The sequence below is a fragment of the Streptomyces sp. NPDC051105 genome (assembly GCF_040682795.1).
Classification (GTDB): Bacteria; Actinomycetota; Actinomycetes; order Streptomycetales; family Streptomycetaceae; genus Streptomyces.
This window is the reverse complement of sequence record NZ_JBFBBR010000019.1, coordinates 101,658-120,072: the sequence shown is the minus strand read 5'-3', so window position 1 is coordinate 120,072 and position 18,415 is coordinate 101,658. Positions and strand designations below refer to the sequence as shown.

Sequence of the window (18,415 nt, the reverse complement as noted above, 5' to 3'; positions counted from 1 at the left end):
AAATTGCGGAACATGAAGGCCGTGCCGCGGACCCGGACCCGAAGCCTCCCAGGCCTGCTGCTGGCCCTGCTGGTGATCGCCCTCACGGCGTTCGCTCCGCGGGCCACGGCGGCCACCGGTGTCTCGACGATCGCCGACGCCCTGCGCAAGAGCCCGGTGTACGTCGACCCGGCGGCCGCCGCCCAGCTGTCCACGGCCGAGGCCGACACCCTGGCCCGGCAGATCAAGAACGCGAACAAACCCCTGTTCATCGCGGTCCTGCCGACCGGCTATCCCACCCAGGACCTCTTCACGGACCTGCGCACCGCCACCGGCGTCACCGGCCTGTACGCCGTCCGGCTCGGCGACCGCTTCGACGCCCGCGCCGACTCCTCGGTGCTGCCCCGGACGGCCGTGCGGAACCTGGTCACCAGCGTCCAGGGCGAGACCGCCAGCACCCAGCTGACCGACTTCACGAACCGCGCCCTGACCAACCTGGGCGGCAAGGCGCCCGCGAGCTGGGGCGGCGGCAGCGCGGACGGCTCCGGCGTCTCCAGTACGGCGCTGATCGCGATCGGCGCGGTGATCGTGGCCGGCGGGGCGGGCGCCTACACCCTGGTCCGCCGCAACCGCCGGCGCCACCAGGAGGAGCAGCGGGCCGCCCTGGACCGGCTCCGGGTGGTCGTGGACGAGGACATCACCGCCTTCGGCGAGGAACTGGACCGCCTCGACTTCCACCCGGCCGAGCCCCGGGCCGACGACGCCATGCGCGCGGACTACGAGCGCGCGCTGAACGCCTACGACCAGGCGAAGCAGTACATGGCCGACGCCCGGAGACCGGAGGACGTGCGGTCCGTCACCCAGGCCCTGGAGGACGGCCGTTTCTCGCTGGCGCAGCTCGCCGCCCGCCGCGAGGGCCGCCCGCTCCCGGAGCGCCGGCCGCCGTGCTTCTTCGACCCCCGGCACGGCCCCTCGGTCACGGACGCCACCTGGACCCCGGCCGGCGGCTCGCCCCGCGAGGTCCCGGTCTGCGCGGCCGACGCCACCCGGCTGGCCGACGGCCGCGACCCGGCGATCCGCGAGGTCGACACCGACCACGGCCGCCGCCCCTACTGGGACGCGGGCCCGGCCTACGGCCCCTGGGCGGGCGGCTACTTCGGCGGCGGCCTTCTCCCCGGCCTGCTCATCGGCACGGCCCTGGGCGGCTGGATGTCCGCCCCCGCCTACGCGGCCGACTACGGCACCGGATACGGCGACTTCGACACCGGCGGCTACCAGGGCGGCGACCTGTCGGGCGCGGACTTCGACCCCGGGGACTTCGGCGACTTCGGTGGCGGCGGCGGAGACTTCGGCGGCGGGGGCGGGGACAGCGGGGACTTCGGCGGCGGTTTCTGACCTACTCCGCGTCCACCAGCCGCTCCAGCACGGCGGCCGCGAGCGACAGCACCCCGCGCTCGGTCTCGCTCAGCGTCCCGAACGCCCCGGCCAGCCAGGCGTCCCGCTGGTCCATGTCGGCCTCCAGCGCGCGCCGCCCGGCTCCGGTCAGGCTCAGCACGGACTGCCGGCGGTCGGACGGGTCCGGCGCCCGCCCGACCAGCCCCTCCGTCTCCAGCTCCGCGAAGACGCGGGTCAGCGACTGCGGCCGCTGCCGCTCGGCGGCCGCGACCTCGCCGGGCGTGGACGGCCCGTGCCGGTACAGATGGCCGAGCACCGACAGCTGATTGGGACTGAGGCTGCCGTCCCCGCGTTCCTGCCGCAGCCGACGGTTGAACCGGAGGACGGCACGACGGATGCGGGCGGCTTCGGGGAGGTGCTCCATAGGTCAGATCATACGCGGTTACTTACTACCTACGGCCCTGCTATGCCCGTATTCTCAGTCCAGTGACCACCACGCTCATACGCAACGCGTACGAAGCAGGGCTGACGATGACGGCCGTGCTGCTCTCCTGGGGAGCCGCGCTGGGGCTGGAGGGGGCCGCCGGGCTGCACACCGATGTGCTGGTCCTCGCGGTCGCCCTCACCTTGACCCTCGCCGCCACCCAGCGCACCGCCGACACCCGCAGGCGGCTGATGGCGCTGGTGCTGCTGCCCGTGACCGCCGCCGCCTCGATCTTCGTCGGCCGGCTGCTCGCCTCGCACTACGCGGCGGGCGCGGCCGTCTACACGGCCGGGATGGCGCTGGCCATCTGGATCCGCCGGTACGGCCCGGTCTCCACCAAGGCGGGCACGCTGATCGCCCTCCCCCTGGTGGCCCTGCTGGTGGTCCCCGGCCCCGCGCTGCCGGCGGCGGCCCAGAGCGGCCTGGTGACCTGGGGCTGGTCGGCGCTGATCGGGGTGCTGGCATGCGGCTCGGTCTGGCTGGTGCAGGCACTCGGCGACCGCCACAGCCCCTGGCACGCGGCCCCGACCCCCGACCCGCCCCCACGCCGCTCGCGCCTCCACCCACGCCCCAGCACCCGCATGGCCCTCCAGATGGCGGCGGCCATCGCAACCGCCTTCGTACTGGGCCGTGTCCTCTTCGACGACCACTGGCCGTGGGCCGTCCTGACCGCGTACGTCGCGGCGAGCGGCAACCGAGGCCGGACCGACGTCCTGCGCAAGGGGGTTGAACGGCTGGCCGGGGCATGCGTGGGCACAGTCCTGGCGACGGCGGTGGCGGAGGCGGGCGTCACGGGCCACACCGCCGTGGTCCTGATGTTCGCCGTCCTGGCCGTCGCCCTGTGGTTGCGCCCTCTCAACTACGCGTACTGGGCAGCCGGCATGACCACGGCCCTCTCCCTGCTCCTCGGCTACTTCGGCCAGAACGCGGAATCCCTGCTGCCGACCCGCCTGGCAGCCATCGCGGTGGGCGCGACCCTCTCGGTGGCCTCGGCGTGGTGGCTGCTGCCGGTACCCCGCAGAAGGACGACGGCACGTCCCGAGGTACGGCCGAGCGAGGCCTAGTCAGGAGACGGTCACTTGGTCGTATGCCCGAGGAATGCGGTCCAGGTGGCGGCAGTCCATTCAAGAGACGCACGCTCTCCTCGGGAGAGAGAGGGCCTGTCGACCTGGCGCGTCTCTACGCAGGTGAGTGAGCCAGGTCACCGGCCTAGACTTGAGGCCCGGGAGGGGCCCCACTCCAGGAGGACGCGATGGTGCGGCAGACGAGGCTGGTCGGGGAGTCCGGCGAGTATCTCGGTGCCCGCGAGGAGCTGCGGCTGGCCGAGATCGAGCTGATGCGGCGCCGGGAGGAGGTCGCGGCGCTGCGCCGGGCGCTTCCGCCGGGGCCGGCCGTCGACGACTACGTCTTCCTCGAAGGGCCCGGCGACCTCGGCGCCGGTGACACCCCGGTCCGTGAGGTCGCGTTGAGCGAGCTGTTCTCCGGCCCCGAACGCCCGCTGATCGTCTATCACTTCATGTACGGCAAGCTCCAGACCAGCGCCTGTCCCATGTGCACGATGTGGATCGACGGCTACAACGGCATCGCCCACCACGTGGCCCGGAACGCGGACTTCGTCATCGTCGCGGCCGCCGACCCGCCCGTCCTCCGCCGGTACGCCCGCGACCGCGGCTGGCACCGGCTGCGGCTGCTCAGCTGTGGTGACAGTACGTTCAAGTACGACCTGGGCAGCGAGGACGAGGACGGCGAGCAGGACTCCACGGTCTCCGTCTTCACCCGCGACGGAGACGGCACGGTCCGGCACGCCTACTCCGCCCATCCGCGCATGGCCGACGACATCCAGGAGCGCGGCATCGACCTGCTGACGCCCGTCTGGCACCTGCTCGACCTGACCCCGCAAGGGCGCGGCGACTGGTATCCGACCATCGACTACTAGGACACCGCGGGACATCCGGACACGGCCGAGCGCCCGCCCTCAGGGGAGTCGAGGGCGGGCGCTCAGCGGGCGTGATCGGGGCCGGCGGTCCGGCGCCGCGGGCTCACGCGTTCTTGATCGCGGAGATGTCGAAGTTCAGCTTGATCTTGTCGGAGACCAGGACGCCGCCGGTCTCCAGCGCCGCGTTCCAGGTCACGCCCCAGTCGGAGCGCTTGATCTCGGCCTTGCCCTCGAAGCCGACGCGCTCGTTGCCGAACGGGTCCTTGGCGGCGCCGTTGAACTCCAGGTCGATGGTGACCGGCCGGGAGACACCGAGGATGGTGAGGTCGCCGGTGATGCGGTAGTCGTCGCCGCCGAGGGCCTCCGCCTTGGTGGAGCGGAAGGTCATCGTCGGGAACTCGTCCGTCTTGAAGAAGTCCGCCGACTTCAGGTGACCGTCACGGTCCGGGCTGCCCGTGGTGATGCTCTCCATCGTGATGTCGAGGGTGGCGGTGGACTTCGCCGGGTCCGAGCCGTCCAGGTGCAGCGAGCCCTCGAACTGCTGGAAGCTGCCCTTGACGTTGGTGACCATCGCGTGGCGGGCCACGAAGCCGAGCGTGCTGTGCGCCGGGTCGATCGTGTAGTCGCCGGTCAGCGCGGCCGTGTCGGCGCTGGGGACGGTGGCGGTTTCGTCGTTCTTGCGGCCGAAGATACCCATGACGTGCTCCTTGAGGGGGACGGGTCGCGGCCTAGGAGCGGTGGATGCCGTAGGCGCGGACCGTTGATGTTTAACGTTCAACGAACTCAACGACGCCCACCGTAGCCCTATTCCGTACAACCTTCAACATCATCCGCTCGCGTATCGCGCTCATTACGCACGGTAATACCGTCCGGGCTGAATCGCGACACGACGGGAGCGGATGGCGCGGGTGCGGTTAGGCTCGGAAGGGAGTGGGGTCGGAGGGGCGGGGGGACCGCCGTCCGGGGGCCCTGTCACCCCTGGGGTGGTATGGACCGGCCATGAATGTGAGGCGCGTCTCAGGCCCCGTCTTTGTGGCACCCCTACAACGCCACAGCCCTCTGAGCAGTCGGAACGGCTGCATGTCGCTCTGGTTCTGTTCAGTGGTTCCAGGAAAACGGGTCGGAGACTGTACGGAGTCGACGTCTCGTAATCCTTGGTGTCCTTCGTAAGGTCGCTACATGACCGTTTTGGAAGAGACGACGGGTGAGCCCACCGGCGAGCCGACGGACGCGCGCGGGCGGGTCGCCGAGCTGCACGAGATCCGTGCGGCGGCCGTGGCGGGGCCCAGCGAGAAGGCGACCGAGGCGCAGCGTGCCAAGGGCAAGCTGACGGCCCGGGAGCGTATCGAGCTGCTCCTGGACCCGGATTCCTTCCAGGAGGTCGAGCAGCTGCGCCGGCACCGCGCGGTCGGCTTCGGCCTGGAGGCCAAGAAACCCTACACCGACGGCGTCATCACCGGCTGGGGCACGGTCGAGGGCCGTACGGTCTTCGTGTACGCCCATGACTTCCGGATCTTCGGCGGCGCGCTGGGCGAGGCCCACGCCACCAAGATCCACAAGATCATGGACATGGCCATCGCGGCCGGCGCCCCGCTGGTCTCCCTGAACGACGGCGCCGGCGCCCGTATCCAGGAGGGCGTCTCCGCCCTCGCCGGCTACGGCGGCATCTTCCAGCGCAACACCAAGGCGTCCGGTGTCATCCCGCAGATCTCCGTGATGCTCGGCCCCTGCGCCGGCGGCGCGGCCTACAGCCCCGCCCTCACGGACTTCGTCTTCATGGTCCGCGAGACCTCGCAGATGTTCATCACCGGCCCGGACGTCGTCAAGGCGGTCACCGGTGAGGAGATCACCCAGAACGGCCTCGGCGGCGCCGACGTGCACGCGGAGACCTCCGGCGTCTGTCACTTCGCGTACGACGACGAGGAGACCTGCATCGCGGAGGTCCGCTACCTCCTCTCGCTGCTCCCGCAGAACAACCGCGAGAACCCGCCCCGGGTCGATTCCACGGACCCCGTGGACCGCCGCGGCGACGCCCTCCTGGACTTGGTCCCGGCCGACGGCAACCGGCCGTACGACATGACCAAGGTGATCGAGGAGATCGTCGACGACGGCGAGTACCTGGAGGTCCACGAGCGCTGGGCGCGGAACATCATCTGCGCGCTGGCCCGGATCGACGGCCAGGTCGTGGGCATCATCGCCAACCAACCGCAGGTGCTGGCAGGCGTCCTGGACATCGAGGCGAGTGAAAAAGCTGCGCGCTTTGTTCAGATGTGTGACGCTTTCAATGTTCCGATCGTCACCTTCCTGGACGTACCGGGCTTCCTCCCCGGTGTCGACCAGGAACACGGCGGGATCATCCGCCACGGCGCGAAGCTCCTCTACGCCTACTGCAACGCGACCGTGCCCCGGATCTCACTGATCCTGCGCAAGGCGTACGGAGGTGCCTACATCGTCATGGACTCCCAGTCGATCGGTGCCGACCTGACGTACGCCTGGCCGACGAACGAGATCGCGGTCATGGGCGCGGAGGGCGCGGCCAACGTGATCTTCCGTCGGCAGATCGCCGCCGCCGAGGACCCCGAGGCCATGCGGCAGAAGATGGTCAAGGAGTACAAGGCCGAGCTCATGCACCCCTACTACGCGGCCGAGCGCGGCCTGGTCGACGACGTCATCGACCCGGCCGAGACCCGCGAGGTGCTCGCCAAGTCGCTGGCGATGCTGCACACCAAGCACGCCGACCTGCCGTCCCGTAAGCACGGCAACCCCCCGCAGTAATCCTGCGGAAACCTCTCTCACGGAGACTGAATCCATGAACGTCCCTGACATTCGCGTGGAGAAGGGCAACGCCGACCCGGAGGAAGTCGCCGCCATAACGGCGGTCCTCCTGGCCCGCGCGGCCGCCCGGCCGACCGCCGACACCGAGCAGACCCACCGAGGCCGCGCGAAGGCGGGCTGGCGCCGCCTGGAACGCGAAAACGGCTTCCGCGCCCCGCACAGCTGGCACTGAGCTCTCGCCGCAGCGTCGACCACGGCCCCGCTCCTCCTTCGGGAGGGCGGGGCCGTGGTCGTGCTCCGTGGCGTCACGGACTCCGGTGCCGGACCCGCCAAGGGACCGGCGCGCCGCTGGGTGACCTGTTGCCGGACCCGCCAAGGGACCGGCGCGCCGCTGGGTGACCTGTTGCCGGACCCGCCAAGGGACCGGCACGCCGCTGGGTGACCTGTGGGCGGCCTGCGGCCGCCGGGCCCGGCTTCCCCTCCCGGAGGCTCTGCCGGGCCGCAGGAGCCGCCCTTACGGCGCTGTGGGCGCGGGCCCGGGGCGCGCGCCTGCAGCGCCGAGCGCCCGGCGCGCGCCGGGGTGCGACGGGCGCACCACGAGGAAGAGGGTCCCGAACAGCGGGGTCTGACGAACCGCCACACGACGGGGGTACGACGGGGTACGACAAAGGGGCCCGTTCCGGGTGGAAGGGGCCCCTCGGAGAGACGACCGCTAGCGCAGGCGGGCCATGAGCGCGTGCTCGACCAAGGTGATCAGGGCCGACTTGGCGTCCGCGCGGTGGCGGGCGTCCGTCGTGATGATCGGGGTGTCGGGGCCGATCTGAAGCGCCTCGCGGACCTCTTCCGGGTTGTACGGCTGGTTGCCGTCGAAGCCGTTGAGGGCGATGACGAAGGGGAGACCCGAGTTCTCGAAGTAGTCGACCGCGGGGAAGCAGTCGGCGAGACGGCGCGTGTCCACCAGGACGATGGCGCCGATCGCGCCGCGCACCAGGTCGTCCCACATGAACCAGAAGCGGTCCTGGCCCGGCGTGCCGAACAGGTACAGGATCAGGTCCTGGTCCAGGGTGATGCGGCCGAAGTCCATGGCGACCGTGGTGGTCGTCTTGTCCCCGGTGTGGGTGAGGTCGTCGATGCCGGCAGACGCGGACGTCATCACGGCCTCTGTGCGCAGCGGGTTGATCTCCGAGACGGCACCGACGAACGTGGTCTTGCCCACGCCGAAGCCGCCCGCCACCACGATCTTCGCGGAGGTGGTGGAGCGGGAAGGACCGCCGCTAGAGCTTGCGAAGTCCACTGAGCACCCTTTCGAGCAGTGTCACGTCTGGCTGGCCACCGGCGTTCTCGTCGCCGCCGGGCTGATGGATGGCGACCAGGCCCGCCTCCGCCAAGTCGGCGACGAGGATCCTGGCCACGCCGAGAGGGATCGACAGGAGGGCCGAGACTTCGGCCACCGATTTGATCTCCCGGCAGAGGTTGCAGATCCGCTGATGCTCGGGCAGCTGGCCCTGCATCTGGTGCGGCTGCGCGGTGGTGTGCACCAGCGCCTCGATGGCGAGCTGGTACCGCGGGCGGGTCCGGCCACCGGTCATGGCGTACGGACGCACCAAGGGGTTGTGCGACCCCGAGGCCGGCGCCGGCTCGGGACGGCGCTGCGGCTGTACCGGCTGGATGCGCGGCGCCGGCGGCTGGTCGTACGGCGACGGGCCGGGGCCCTGCGGCGCGTACGGCTGCCGGTGGCTCGGCGTGGAGGGGAAGTTGTACCGGTTCGCGGAACCGTCGCCCTGGCCCTGCGCAGGACCGTACGACCAGTTGCCGTTATTCGAACCGCCTGGGGGTGTTGCCACTTTCTCTCCTCCTCCGACCGTGCCGGGCACCCATCCCTGTGGAGCCGCGTCCCGAAACCTTACGGCCCCGGGACGCGAAAACGCACCGTCTGCTTGTTAGTTGAGAAGGCTTCCCTGGAGTTCCGCACGCAGATCCGGGGTAAGAACCGTGCCCGCTCGGTCCACCAAAAGGGCCATCTCGTACCCAACCAGGCCAATGTCGGCCTCCGGGTGGGCCAGGACGGCCAAGGACGACCCATCGGAAATGGACATGATGAACAGGAACCCCCGCTCCATCTCCACAACCGTCTGATTCACGCTGCCGCCCTCGAAAATCCGGGAGGCGCCTGCCGTCAGAGACGTCAGACCGGAGGCGACGGCCGCGAGCTGGTCGGCGCGGTCGCGGGGGAAGCCTTCGGACATCGCCAGAAGGAGTCCGTCGGCGGAGACCACCACCGTGTGGGACACCCCCGGGGTGTTGTCCACGAAGTTGGTGATCAACCAGTTCAGGTTCTGTGCCGCCTGGCTCATCGGGCTCACACTAACGCTCCTGGTTGTAGGTGCTGTCAGGACCACTGTGCTGATTCCTAGTGGCCTGGCCGTTCGTTTCACTGCCTGCGTTGCGTCCGCGCTGGACGCCCCTGCGCAGGTTGCTCAGCCTGCCCCGGACGTCCTCCGGGGCGCGGGAGACCTGTGGGCCGCCCTGAGGGGTGTTCTCGGCGGCTCCCTCGACCAGGTTGGCCTTGGGCACCCGCCTCGGCAGACCGGAGGAGGTGACCCCGCCCGCCTTGGGCCTGCGCAGCTGCGAGGCCTGCTGCCAGCGCTCGTCGTTCGCCGAACGCCAGCTGCTGTCGCCGTTGGACTCCGGAGCCGAGGCCGCCGGAGCCGAAGCCGCGGCCGGAGCCTGCTGCGCGGGAGCCGCGCCGTTCGGGCCGCTGGGACCGCCGGATCCCCGGCGGGGCAGCCCGGCGTCGGTCAGCTGGTGGCCGGCCGAGGGAGCCGCTCCCGGACGGTCGAAGCCTACGCGGTTCCGCTCGTCCACGTCACCGGCCTGCGCCGACTCCGCTTCCGGAGCGTACTGGGCCGGGTAACCGTTCTGGTAGCTGTCCTGCTGCTGACCCTGCTGCGGCCAGTCGTCCTGGTAGGGCTGCTGCTCGCCGAACGCCGGGAACGACTCGGAAGCGGCGCCCTGGGCGGCCGCGGGCTCTTCCTGGGCCGGTTCCGGATACGTGGGCTCCGGGTAGCCGCCGCCGTTGGTGGCGAAGGCGTCCGGCGAGAACGTGTCGTTCCGCGGCAGGCCGCCGTTCGGCGCGTAGTACTGCTCGTCGTACGCGCTCTGCGACCGCTCCTGGTACTGCTGCCCGGCGTCGAAGCCCGTGGGCTGTTCCTGGAAGCCCGTACCGCTGGTGTCGTAGCCCTGCTGGCCCCGGTCGAACTCGTCGGCGTACGCCGGGATCTCCGAGGTCTCCTGAGGGCTCTGCGGGAGCTGTGCGGCCTGCCCGGGCTGCGCCTGGGCCTCCAGGGCCGCACGGCGCTCCTCGCGCATCAGGGAGCGGCCGACGGGGTCCAGCTCACGGATGTCGTCGGGGACCTCCGTGTAACGGCTGTCGTCGAAGCCGAGCTCGGCCGCCGTGCGCATCGGCTGGAGCGGCTGCTGCTGGCTGAAGTTCTCAACCTGGAACTGCTGCTCCGGGATGATCTGCGAGACGGTGAACTCCTCGCGGTCCAGCGGCTGTTCGCCGCCACCACCGTGGGTGATGGCGTCCGGCAGCATGACCAGCGAGGTGGTGCCGGCCTGCTCCCCGGAGGGGCGCAGCTGGACCCGGATGCCGTGCCGGTCGGAGAGCCGGCCGACCACGAAGAGGCCCATGCGCTGGGAGATCGCGGCGTCCACGGTCGGCGGGTTGGCCAGCTTGTGGTTGATGTCCGCGAAGTCCTCGGCGGTGAGGCCGATTCCCTTGTCGTGGATCTCGATCATGACGCGCCCGTCGGGGAGACGGGTGGCCGTCACGCGGACCTTGGTCTGCGGGGAGGAGAACGTGGTGGCGTTCTCCAGGAGCTCGGCGAGCAGGTGCACGAGGTCGGTGACCGCGCGGCCGTGGATCTCGGCCTCCGGGACGCCGGACAGCTCGATGCGCTCGTACTGCTCCACCTCGGAGGAGGCGGCGCGCAGCACGTCCACCAGCGGGACCGGCTGGTCCCAGCGGCGGCCGGGCTCCTCGCCGGCGAGGACCAGGAGGTTCTCGCCGTTGCGGCGCATACGGGTCGCGAGGTGGTCCAGGCGGAAGAGGTTCTCCAGCTGGTCCGGGTCGGCCTCGTTGTTCTCCAGGTCGGTGATCAGGGTCAGCTGGCCCTCGATCAGCGACTGGTTGCGGCGCGACAGGTTGGTGAAGATCGCGTTGATGTTGCCCCGCAGCAGCGCCTGTTCGGCGGCGAGCCGGACGGCCTCGCGGTGGACCTGGTCGAAGGCGCGGGCGACTTCGCCGATCTCGTCGGTGGTGGTGATCGGGATCGGCGCCACCCGGGTGTCGACCCGGCCGGGGTCGGTGCGGGAGAGCTGGTCGACCAGCATCGGCAGGCGCTGCTCGGCGATGCCGAAGGCGGCGTTGCGCAGCTGGCGCATCGAGCGGGACATCTGGCGGGCCACCATGCCGGCCAGGATGAACGCCGCGAGCAGGGCGACCACGACCGCGGCACCGGTGATGAACGCGGAGGTCTTGGCGTCGTCGGCGATGCTGGAGGCCTCGCTCACCGCCTTGTCGGCCATGTCCGACTCGATCGTGCGGTAGGCGTTGTACTTGAGCGTGTTCACCGCCCACCAGTTTTCGGCGGTGATGCCCCCGGCCGCCAGCGTCTGGCGGGTGCTCGGGTCGGTGTCCTGCAGCGTCGCCAGCGCCGAGACCATCGCGTTGTCCTTGGACGGCGGGGCCACGTAGTTCGGGTCCTTGGCCTTCGCCTGCTGGACCATCGCCGCGCCGTCGGCCTTGATCTTCTGCTGGAGACCGGCCAGCTTCTGCGCGTCCGCCTCGGTGCCACCGCCGATGTACTCCTCGACGGCGATGCCTTCGAGGTAGGCGTACGACGAGAGGGCGACCCGCTGGGAGGCCAGGTTGCCGGCGTCCGGGCCGGGCTTGATCAGCAGGTGCATGCCGATCGAGCGCTCCAGCGACAGGGCCGCCTTGGTGAGCGAGATGGCGTAGACCGTACGACCGTAGGAGGTGATGTTTCCGGTGCCCAGACCGAGCTCGTTGGCGAACTCCATCAGCGGGTGGGCGACCTGGGTGTAGCCCTCTTCCGTCTTCACACCGGTGAGCCTGGTGGTGTACGCGGCGGCGCGCAGGTCCGTGAGGGAGGGCTCCGCCTCGCGGAACAGCTTCAGGCGGCGCTCCAGGCCGGCCTTCTGCGGCATGTTCTGCGCGGCCGCGTCGAAGGCGTCGGCGGCCTTGTCGGTCTCGGCGCGCGCGTCCTTGACGGTCTTCTTGTCGGCCGCGTTCTGCAGCGAGCCCTTGAGCAGGGGCGCCGCGGTGGTGTCACGCTCGTTGTACAGGGCGTCGGCGTAGCTGAGGGAGGCGCGGACCAGGCGCGCGGTGTTCTCCGCGTCCCGGGCCTCGTTCCAGGTGTCGATGGAGCTCTTCACCTGGAAGCCGCCCATGACGAGACCGACGACCACGGGTATGAGCAGAATCGCGTTCAGCCTGGTCGGCACTCGCCAGTTGCGCGGGGAGAAACGGCCGCCGCTCTTCGCGGGCGCGGCCGGTGGTTCCGCGGCTGGCACAGGGGTGGGCGCCGCAGCGCGCGGCGGCGGGGTGAAGTTGCCCCGTGCCGACGGCTCGGGACCGTTCTTGCTTCGCCTCACTCGACCAACAACCTCTCGGCGGCGGGCACCTATCGTCGTGCCGCAGTCTCTCAGAGCCCGGTGTGTCTCAGACCACTACTCAGTACGTCTTTGACTATTGGGCAGTTCAGGCATTCCAGCACGGGGGCCTGCGCACTTCCAAACAGCGGAAAGCGGTGGAGTGCGGTCTTGTAAGGCCCAGATAAAACGGTCATAAAGAGCGAGCCCCGCCAAAAGGCGGGGCTGTTGTGAGCGCAGCGGTACCGCGCGACCGCGACGCGTGGCGATACCACCGGATTCCTCTGCCGAAACGTTATGAACACCGGAGCCGACCGTGTCAAAGGCCACAGTCGGCTCCGGTTTCCGTACGACAACTGCCGTACACGATGAACGACTTGGGTGCTACCGCAACCGTGCCATGAGAGCGTGCTCCACCAGCGTGATCAGCGCACTCTTGGCATCGGCGCGGTGCCGGGCGTCCGTGGTGATGATCGGCGCGTCCGGGCCGATCTGCAGCGCCTCGCGCACCTCTTCGGGCGTGTAGGGCTGGTGTCCGTCGAAGCCGTTGAGCGCTATGACGAACGGCAGACCGCTGTTCTCGAAATAGTCCACCGCCGGAAAGCAGTCGGCGAGCCGGCGGGTGTCCACCAGGACGACGGCGCCGATGGCGCCCCTGACCAGGTCGTCCCACATGAACCAGAAGCGGTCCTGGCCCGGTGTGCCGAACAGGTACAGGATCAGGTCCTGGTCGAGCGTGATACGTCCGAAGTCCATGGCCACCGTGGTGGTGGTCTTGTCCCCGGTGTGGGTCAGGTCGTCGATGCCCGCCGAGGCGGACGTCATCACGGCCTCCGTGCGCAGCGGGTTGATCTCGGAGACCGCTCCCACGAACGTGGTCTTGCCGACGCCGAAGCCGCCCGCCACCACGATCTTCGCGGAGGTGGTGGCCCGACCTCCGTCAGAGCTTGCGAAGTCCACTGAGCACCCTTTCGAGCAGCGTCACGTCAGGTGCGCCACCGTTGTTCTCGTCGCCGCCCGGCTGGTGGATGGCGACCAGGCCGGCCTCGGCGAGGTCGGCCACCAGGATCCGGGCCACACCGAGCGGCATGGCGAGCAGCGCCGAGACCTCGGCCACCGACTTCACCTCACGGCACAGGTGGCAGATGCGCTGGTGCTCCGGGAGCAGCCCCATGAGCGCTGCCGGGTCGGCCGTCGTGCTGATCAGCGCCTCGATGGCGAGCTGATAGCGCGGCCGTGTCCGGCCGCCGGTCATCGCGTAAGGACGTACCAGCGGCTGGTCGCCCTCGTCCCCGTACGGCTCCGCGTACGGATCATGAGAGGCGGTGGGCGGGGTCATCGTTCCTCCGGGCGGGACAGCAAGTCGGTCAGTCGTGCCGTCGGACGTGGCCGGTGGGGGGATTGTGGCGGCCGGACGGTGATTTGGTGAGGTGGGTTGGATCCGGGCTGTCAGTGGAGCAGACTGCCTTGCAGTTCGGCGCGCAGGTCGGGCGTGAGCACCGCGCCCGCGCGGTCGACCAGGAGCGCCATCTCGTAGCCGACGAGGCCGATGTCGCACTCGGGGTGGGCCAGGACCGCGAGGGACGACCCGTCCGAGACGGACATCAGGAAAAGAAAGCCGCGCTCCATCTCGACGACCGTCTGTGCGACGTCGCCGCCCTCGAAGATCCGGGAGGCCCCGGCCGTCAGCGAGGTGAGTCCGGACGCGACGGCCGCCAGTTGGTCGGCACGGTCACGAGGGAAGCCTTCGGACATCGCCAGAAGGAGACCGTCGGCGGATACGACGACGGTGTGGGACACACCGGGGGTGTTGTCCACGAAGTTGGTGATCAACCAGTTGAGGTTCTGTGCCGCCTGGCTCATCGGACTCAACTAACGCTCCTGCTGGTGAGTGGGGCTCGGGAAGCTGCCGGTCTGCGGGCCGGTTCCGGCCTGCCGTCCCTGCGCGATACCCCGACGGAGATTGGTCAGCCGGCCGCGGACGTCATCAGGCGCACGCGAGACCTGCGGACCGGTGTGGTGCTGTTGCTGCTGAGCCGTGCCCGGGACGAGGTTCGCCCTGGGCACCCGGCGCGGCAGACCGGAGGTGGTGACACCGCCCGCCGCCGGCTGCCGTACACGCTCCGCCTGCCGGACGAGGTCGTCGTTCGGGGAGGTGCGCCAGGCTGCCTGGGCGGGACGCTGGGGGGCCGCGGCGGCCGGGGCCGGCGGCTGGGCAGGAACGGGCGGGACCGGCGCCGAGCCGTTTCCGTGGCCGTTGCTCTGCGGGTGCTGCTGCTCCTGCTGGCCGCCGTGGAACCAGTTGGTCTCCAGCGTGTCGTACAGCGGGGTACGACCGTCACCGGGACCGCTGGCCGGCGGCAGCGCCTCGGGCTCCTGGCGGGCCGGCGGCGCGGGCGGCACCGGCGGACGCTGTGGCGCGCCGAAGTCCATGCCGCGGCCGTTGGTCCCCGGCCGCTCGAACTGGCCCGTGCCGTGCTGGCCGTTGCCGTACTGGCCGTTGGCCGCGAAGCCGTTCTGGCGGCCGGGCAGGGAGTGCTGGCCGGTGGAGCCGCCGTCGTAGGACGGTGCGGCGAACTGGCCGGTGGAGCCGTTGTCGTAGCCCTGCGGGGTGGCGAACTGCCCGGTGTTCTGGGAGCCGCCCTGCGGCCCGGTCGACGCGCCGAAGACATCGGAGCGGACGAACTGCCCCGGGTCCTGCTGGCCGTTGACGTTGGGGCGGGGGAAGGAGCCCGTGTCCTGCGGTCCGTTCGCGCCGGGGCGGGGGAAGGAGCCCGTGTCCTGCGGTCCGTTCGCGCCGGGGCGGGGGAAGGAACCCGTGTCCTGCGGTCCGTTCGCGCCGGGGCGGGGGAAGGAACCGGTGTTCTGCGAGCCGTTCGGCAGGTTGAAGTCCGGGCGCGGGAACTCGCCGGTGGACGACGGCCCCTGCGGGATCGCCGGCATCTGCGAGGTGGCGCCCAGGTCCTGCCGGCCGTCGATGCGGGGCATCGGCGCGGTGTGGGCCGGGTCCTGCTCGTCGTGGCCGCGCGGGGTGTCCAGCGAGGCACGGGAGAGCGGCGGCTGGGCGTTGTCGTCGCTCCAGCTGGGCCTGCCCTGCTGCGGGTTGCCGCCGGGCAGCTCGGCCCGCGGGCCACCGCGCGGCGGCAGCTGGGGCTGACGGCCCTGGTCGGAGGGGGAGGCGGAGCGCTGCGGCGGGACCGGGGGCCGGTTGCCGAAGGCGTCCTGACCGCCGAAGGATTCCTGCCGGTTGCCGAACGCGTCCTGGTCGCCGAAGGCACCGCCGCCGCCGTTGGGCCGGCCCTGCGGGGGAGCCGCCGGACCCTGCTGGCCGCGCGCGCCGCCCGGGGCACCGGGACGGCCGCCGTTGGGGCCCGCGCCGGGCAGTGCGGCCCGGGGACCCTGGCCCGCGCCGACCTGGCCGCGCGGAGCCGCACCGGCGCCGAGCAGTCCGCCGCCGGAGGGGCCGCCGGCACCACCGGCGCCACCGCGGGCACCGCCGCCGAGGGCCGCGGCGGGGGCACCCGCGCCGAGCGAGCCGCCGGCGCCGCCCTGGCCACCGCGCCGGGCCGCGGCCGCACCGGCCGCTGCCTGTGCGGCGGCCGGGCCGCCGGAGGACGCCGGGGCGCCGGGCTTGCCGGGAGCGGGCTTCTTGCCGCCCTGGGCGACGTCGACGGGAAGCATGACCAGCGCGGTCGTACCACCGGAGTCGGACGGGCGCAGCTGGATGCGGATGCCGTGCCGCTGCGACAGACGACCGACCACGAAGAGGCCCATGCGGCGGGAGACGGAGACGTCCACGGTGGGCGGCGAGGCGAGCCGCTCGTTGATCGCCGCGAGGTCCTCGGGAGAGAGGCCGATACCGGTGTCGTGGATCTCGATCAGGACGCGGCCGTCGGGCAGCGCGTGACCGGTGACCTTGACCTTGGTCTGCGGCGAGGAGAACGAGGTGGCGTTCTCGAGCAGCTCGGCGAGCAGGTGCACGAGGTCGTTGACCACGCGGCCGGCCACTTCGGTGGTCGGCACGGCGGCCAGTTCGATGCGCTCGTACTGCTCCACCTCGGACGCGGCGGCGCGGAGCACGTCGACCAGCGGGACCGGGCGGGTCCAGCGGCGACCGGGCTCTTCACCGGCGAGGACGAGGAGGTTCTCACCGTTACGGCGCATACGCGTCGCGAGGTGGTCGAGCTTGAAGAGGGAGGAGAGCTGGTCCGGATCGGCCTCGCGGGACTCCAGTTCGGAGATGAGCGAGAGCTGGCGCTGGATGAGGCCCTGGGAACGGCGCGAGAGGTTGGTGAACATCGCGTTGACGTTGCCCCGCAGCAGGGCCTGCTCGGCGGCGAGGCGGACCGCCTCGCGGTGCACGTCGTCGAAGGCCGCGGCCACCTGGCCGATCTCATCCCGGGAGTGCACACCGACCGACTCCACGGACGTGTCGACGTCCTGCGGGTCGGATTCGGACAGCTGCTTGACCAGCTCGGGCAGCCGGTCCTGGGCGACCTTGGTGGCGGTCTCCTGGAGGCGGCGCAGCGAACGGATCATGGAGCGGGCCACGATGAAGGCGCCGACCAGCGACACACCGAGGACGAGCAGGATCAGCGCACCGGAGAGGATGGCTTCCTGCTCGGAGGAGGACCGCAGCTCGCGGGCCTTCTGCTCCATGTCCTCGAGCAGCGAGTGCTCGATCTTCTCCATCTGCTCGATCTTGGTCGAGCTGTCGTCCACCCAGTCCTTGTACGACCGCTTGCTCAGCTCGTTGAGACCGTTCTGGGCGCCGAGCGCACGCTTGGCGTAGGTGTCGGCGGCCTCGATCGTGGGGTTCTTCCCCTCGATCGGCTCCAGCAGGGTCGCGGCGTTGCCGGCGTAGATCTTCCGGAAGATCGTCAGCTCGGAGGTCTCGCTCTCCTGGGCGGACTCGCCGTACAGGCGGTCGTTCTCGGAGAGGTCGCCGGCGGTGGTGTTGTTGGCGGGCAGGGCCGCGGCGATGACGGCGCGCTGCACGGACGCGTACTCCTTGGCGGTGGAGAACGCCGCCAGGGCGCGGGTGCGCTGGATCATCTCCGGGTTGCTGGAGGCCTGCGCCATGTCCTGGGAGAGGTCGATCAGCTGGGTGATCAGGCGGTGGTAGGACTCGACCGTCTGGGTCGAGTTCTCCTTCTGCTGATAGGCGTCCTTGCGGATCTTCGCCAGGTCGTCCAGCTGGCCGGCCAGGCCGACGAGGCTGTCCCGGACGCCTTGGAGCTGACCGTTCTTGCTCGCGGCGTCGATGTCCTCGGAGGCGTTGAGGAAGTTGTCGCGGGCGCGGTCGGTCTGCGCCTCCTGGTCCTTGATCGCGAGGCTGCTGGTCGACTGACCGTGCGCCAGCGGACCGGCCGTGTCGTCGCGCTCGTCCTGGAGCGCGACGGCCAGCTCGGTCGCCTGCTTGGTCATCTCCGTCAGCAGCTTCATGTTGTCGAGCTGCTGGATGTCGTCGAGCGAGTCGTTGATACGCACCGCGCCCAGCGTCGTCGCCGCCACCACGGGGAGCGCGAGCAGCGACACCAGGCGCGTGGAGATGCGCCAGTTGCGCAGGGCTATGCGCGAGCCGGGGTTGGACGGGCCCTTGGCGGGCTTGACCGTGGGTGCCGGCGCGGCGGTCGGCTGGGGGCCCGAAGGTCCCGAGGACGCCGAAGACGCCGACACGGCGGGGCGCCCGGAGCGCTCACCGCCGTCACCACCGACCTGGGCCGGGCCCTGGTTCTGGGCGTGCTGGGGCGAGGAACCGCGGTCGGTCCCGCCGTGCGCCTCCGGCTCCGCCGAAGCGCTGCCATCCCTCTTGAAACGTCCCTGCACTAGCGTCGCAACCTCTGGACCAGGCGCCCCTCCGCTGAACGGAGAGACACGGTGTCGGCGTTGATAGGGGGGAGCGCCCTGAATGCGCGCCCCCTGTTGGTCGTGAGTGTGACCGGCGCTGGTTCCCCCTGTCTCGCCGCCACCCGGCGCTGCGTTGCGCCCCTGCGCGCCGGCTCGATCCCGCGGCGGTCCGTGGAATTCCAGCACAGTGCCGGATCTCCAACAAGGGCCGTGAGCCGAGCTGTGACCTCCGTGACAGCGTGTGAGTGACACGTTACGAGATGTCGAAGCCGATCGCGTACATAACGGACGTATCCCTGCCAGGCATAGGCGCGCGGGGC

15 protein-coding genes are annotated in these 18,415 nt (G+C 70.8%); 5 read left to right on the top strand and 10 right to left on the bottom strand.

Features of this window, described 5'->3' with window-relative positions; genetic code table 11:
- The first annotated feature begins 12 nt into the window (after positions 1-12).
- Positions 13-1,374, top strand: a complete 1,362-nt coding sequence (locus AB0N16_RS35625) for a hypothetical protein (protein WP_365804100.1) — start codon at positions 13-15, stop codon at positions 1,372-1,374.
- Between the two features lies 1 nt (position 1,375).
- Here the strand turns inward: AB0N16_RS35625 and AB0N16_RS35620 are convergent, their stop codons facing one another.
- On the bottom strand, positions 1,376-1,798 hold the full coding sequence (locus tag AB0N16_RS35620) for a MarR family transcriptional regulator (protein WP_365804098.1): 423 nt from the start codon (positions 1,796-1,798) through the stop codon (positions 1,376-1,378).
- A gap of 62 nt (positions 1,799-1,860) precedes the next feature.
- On the opposite strand from AB0N16_RS35620, the gene AB0N16_RS35615 reads away from it, so the two are divergent.
- Together AB0N16_RS35615 and AB0N16_RS35610 are read left to right on the top strand one after the other, a co-directional pair.
- Positions 1,861-2,922 (top strand): FUSC family protein, encoded by a 1,062-nt coding sequence (locus AB0N16_RS35615; RefSeq protein WP_365804096.1) that lies wholly within the window; start codon positions 1,861-1,863, stop codon positions 2,920-2,922.
- A 188-nt stretch (positions 2,923-3,110) separates the two neighbouring features.
- Positions 3,111-3,794 carry a DUF899 family protein gene (locus AB0N16_RS35610; protein WP_365804094.1) on the top strand — a complete coding sequence of 228 codons (684 nt, stop codon included), beginning with the start codon at positions 3,111-3,113 and terminating at the stop codon, positions 3,792-3,794.
- 103 nt (positions 3,795-3,897) lie between these two features.
- Here the strand turns inward: AB0N16_RS35610 and AB0N16_RS35605 are convergent, their stop codons facing one another.
- Positions 3,898-4,491, bottom strand: coding sequence for a YceI family protein (locus tag AB0N16_RS35605; RefSeq protein ID WP_365804092.1), 594 nt, complete (start codon positions 4,489-4,491; stop codon positions 3,898-3,900).
- Positions 4,492-4,973: 482 nt separating this feature from the next.
- Between AB0N16_RS35605 and AB0N16_RS35600 the strand changes: the two genes are divergently transcribed.
- Both AB0N16_RS35600 and AB0N16_RS35595 read left to right on the top strand, forming a co-directional pair.
- On the top strand, positions 4,974-6,569 hold the full coding sequence (locus tag AB0N16_RS35600; RefSeq protein WP_365804090.1) for an acyl-CoA carboxylase subunit beta: 1,596 nt from the start codon (positions 4,974-4,976) through the stop codon (positions 6,567-6,569).
- 34 nt (positions 6,570-6,603) lie between these two features.
- A complete protein-coding gene (locus AB0N16_RS35595; RefSeq protein ID WP_089098553.1) occupies positions 6,604-6,801 on the top strand; it encodes an acyl-CoA carboxylase subunit epsilon in 198 nt (65 codons plus the stop codon).
- A gap of 480 nt (positions 6,802-7,281) precedes the next feature.
- Here AB0N16_RS35595 and AB0N16_RS35590 read toward each other — a convergent pair whose 3' ends face one another.
- The 8 genes from AB0N16_RS35590 to AB0N16_RS35555 all read right to left on the bottom strand — a co-directional run bounded on the left by AB0N16_RS35590 (position 7,282) and on the right by AB0N16_RS35555 (position 18,074).
- Entirely contained in the window at positions 7,282-7,863 is a 582-nt protein-coding gene (locus tag AB0N16_RS35590) for an ATP/GTP-binding protein (RefSeq protein ID WP_046729246.1), read from the bottom strand.
- A complete protein-coding gene (locus AB0N16_RS35585; protein WP_362574904.1) occupies positions 7,844-8,413 on the bottom strand; it encodes a DUF742 domain-containing protein in 570 nt (189 codons plus the stop codon). The genes AB0N16_RS35590 and AB0N16_RS35585 overlap by 20 nt, the downstream gene beginning before the upstream one ends.
- 96 nt (positions 8,414-8,509) lie before the next feature.
- Positions 8,510-8,923, bottom strand: a complete 414-nt coding sequence (locus AB0N16_RS35580; protein WP_033321188.1) for a roadblock/LC7 domain-containing protein — start codon at positions 8,921-8,923, stop codon at positions 8,510-8,512.
- A 10-nt stretch (positions 8,924-8,933) separates the two neighbouring features.
- The gene (locus AB0N16_RS35575; RefSeq protein WP_365804087.1) at positions 8,934-12,248 is read right to left on the bottom strand and encodes a nitrate- and nitrite sensing domain-containing protein; all 3,315 of its coding nucleotides are present in this window, start codon (positions 12,246-12,248) and stop codon (positions 8,934-8,936) included.
- Positions 12,249-12,629: 381 nt separating this feature from the next.
- Positions 12,630-13,205, bottom strand: coding sequence for an ATP/GTP-binding protein (locus AB0N16_RS35570; protein WP_046729249.1), 576 nt, complete (start codon positions 13,203-13,205; stop codon positions 12,630-12,632).
- Positions 13,186-13,803, bottom strand: a complete 618-nt coding sequence (locus AB0N16_RS35565; protein ID WP_351705286.1) for a DUF742 domain-containing protein — start codon at positions 13,801-13,803, stop codon at positions 13,186-13,188. The genes AB0N16_RS35570 and AB0N16_RS35565 overlap by 20 nt, the downstream gene beginning before the upstream one ends.
- Positions 13,695-14,108 carry a roadblock/LC7 domain-containing protein gene (locus tag AB0N16_RS35560; protein WP_005479910.1) on the bottom strand — a complete coding sequence of 138 codons (414 nt, stop codon included), beginning with the start codon at positions 14,106-14,108 and terminating at the stop codon, positions 13,695-13,697. The genes AB0N16_RS35565 and AB0N16_RS35560 overlap by 109 nt, the downstream gene beginning before the upstream one ends.
- 9 nt (positions 14,109-14,117) lie before the next feature.
- Entirely contained in the window at positions 14,118-18,074 is a 3,957-nt protein-coding gene (locus AB0N16_RS35555; protein ID WP_365804084.1) for a nitrate- and nitrite sensing domain-containing protein, read from the bottom strand.
- Positions 18,075-18,415 lie beyond the last annotated feature (341 nt).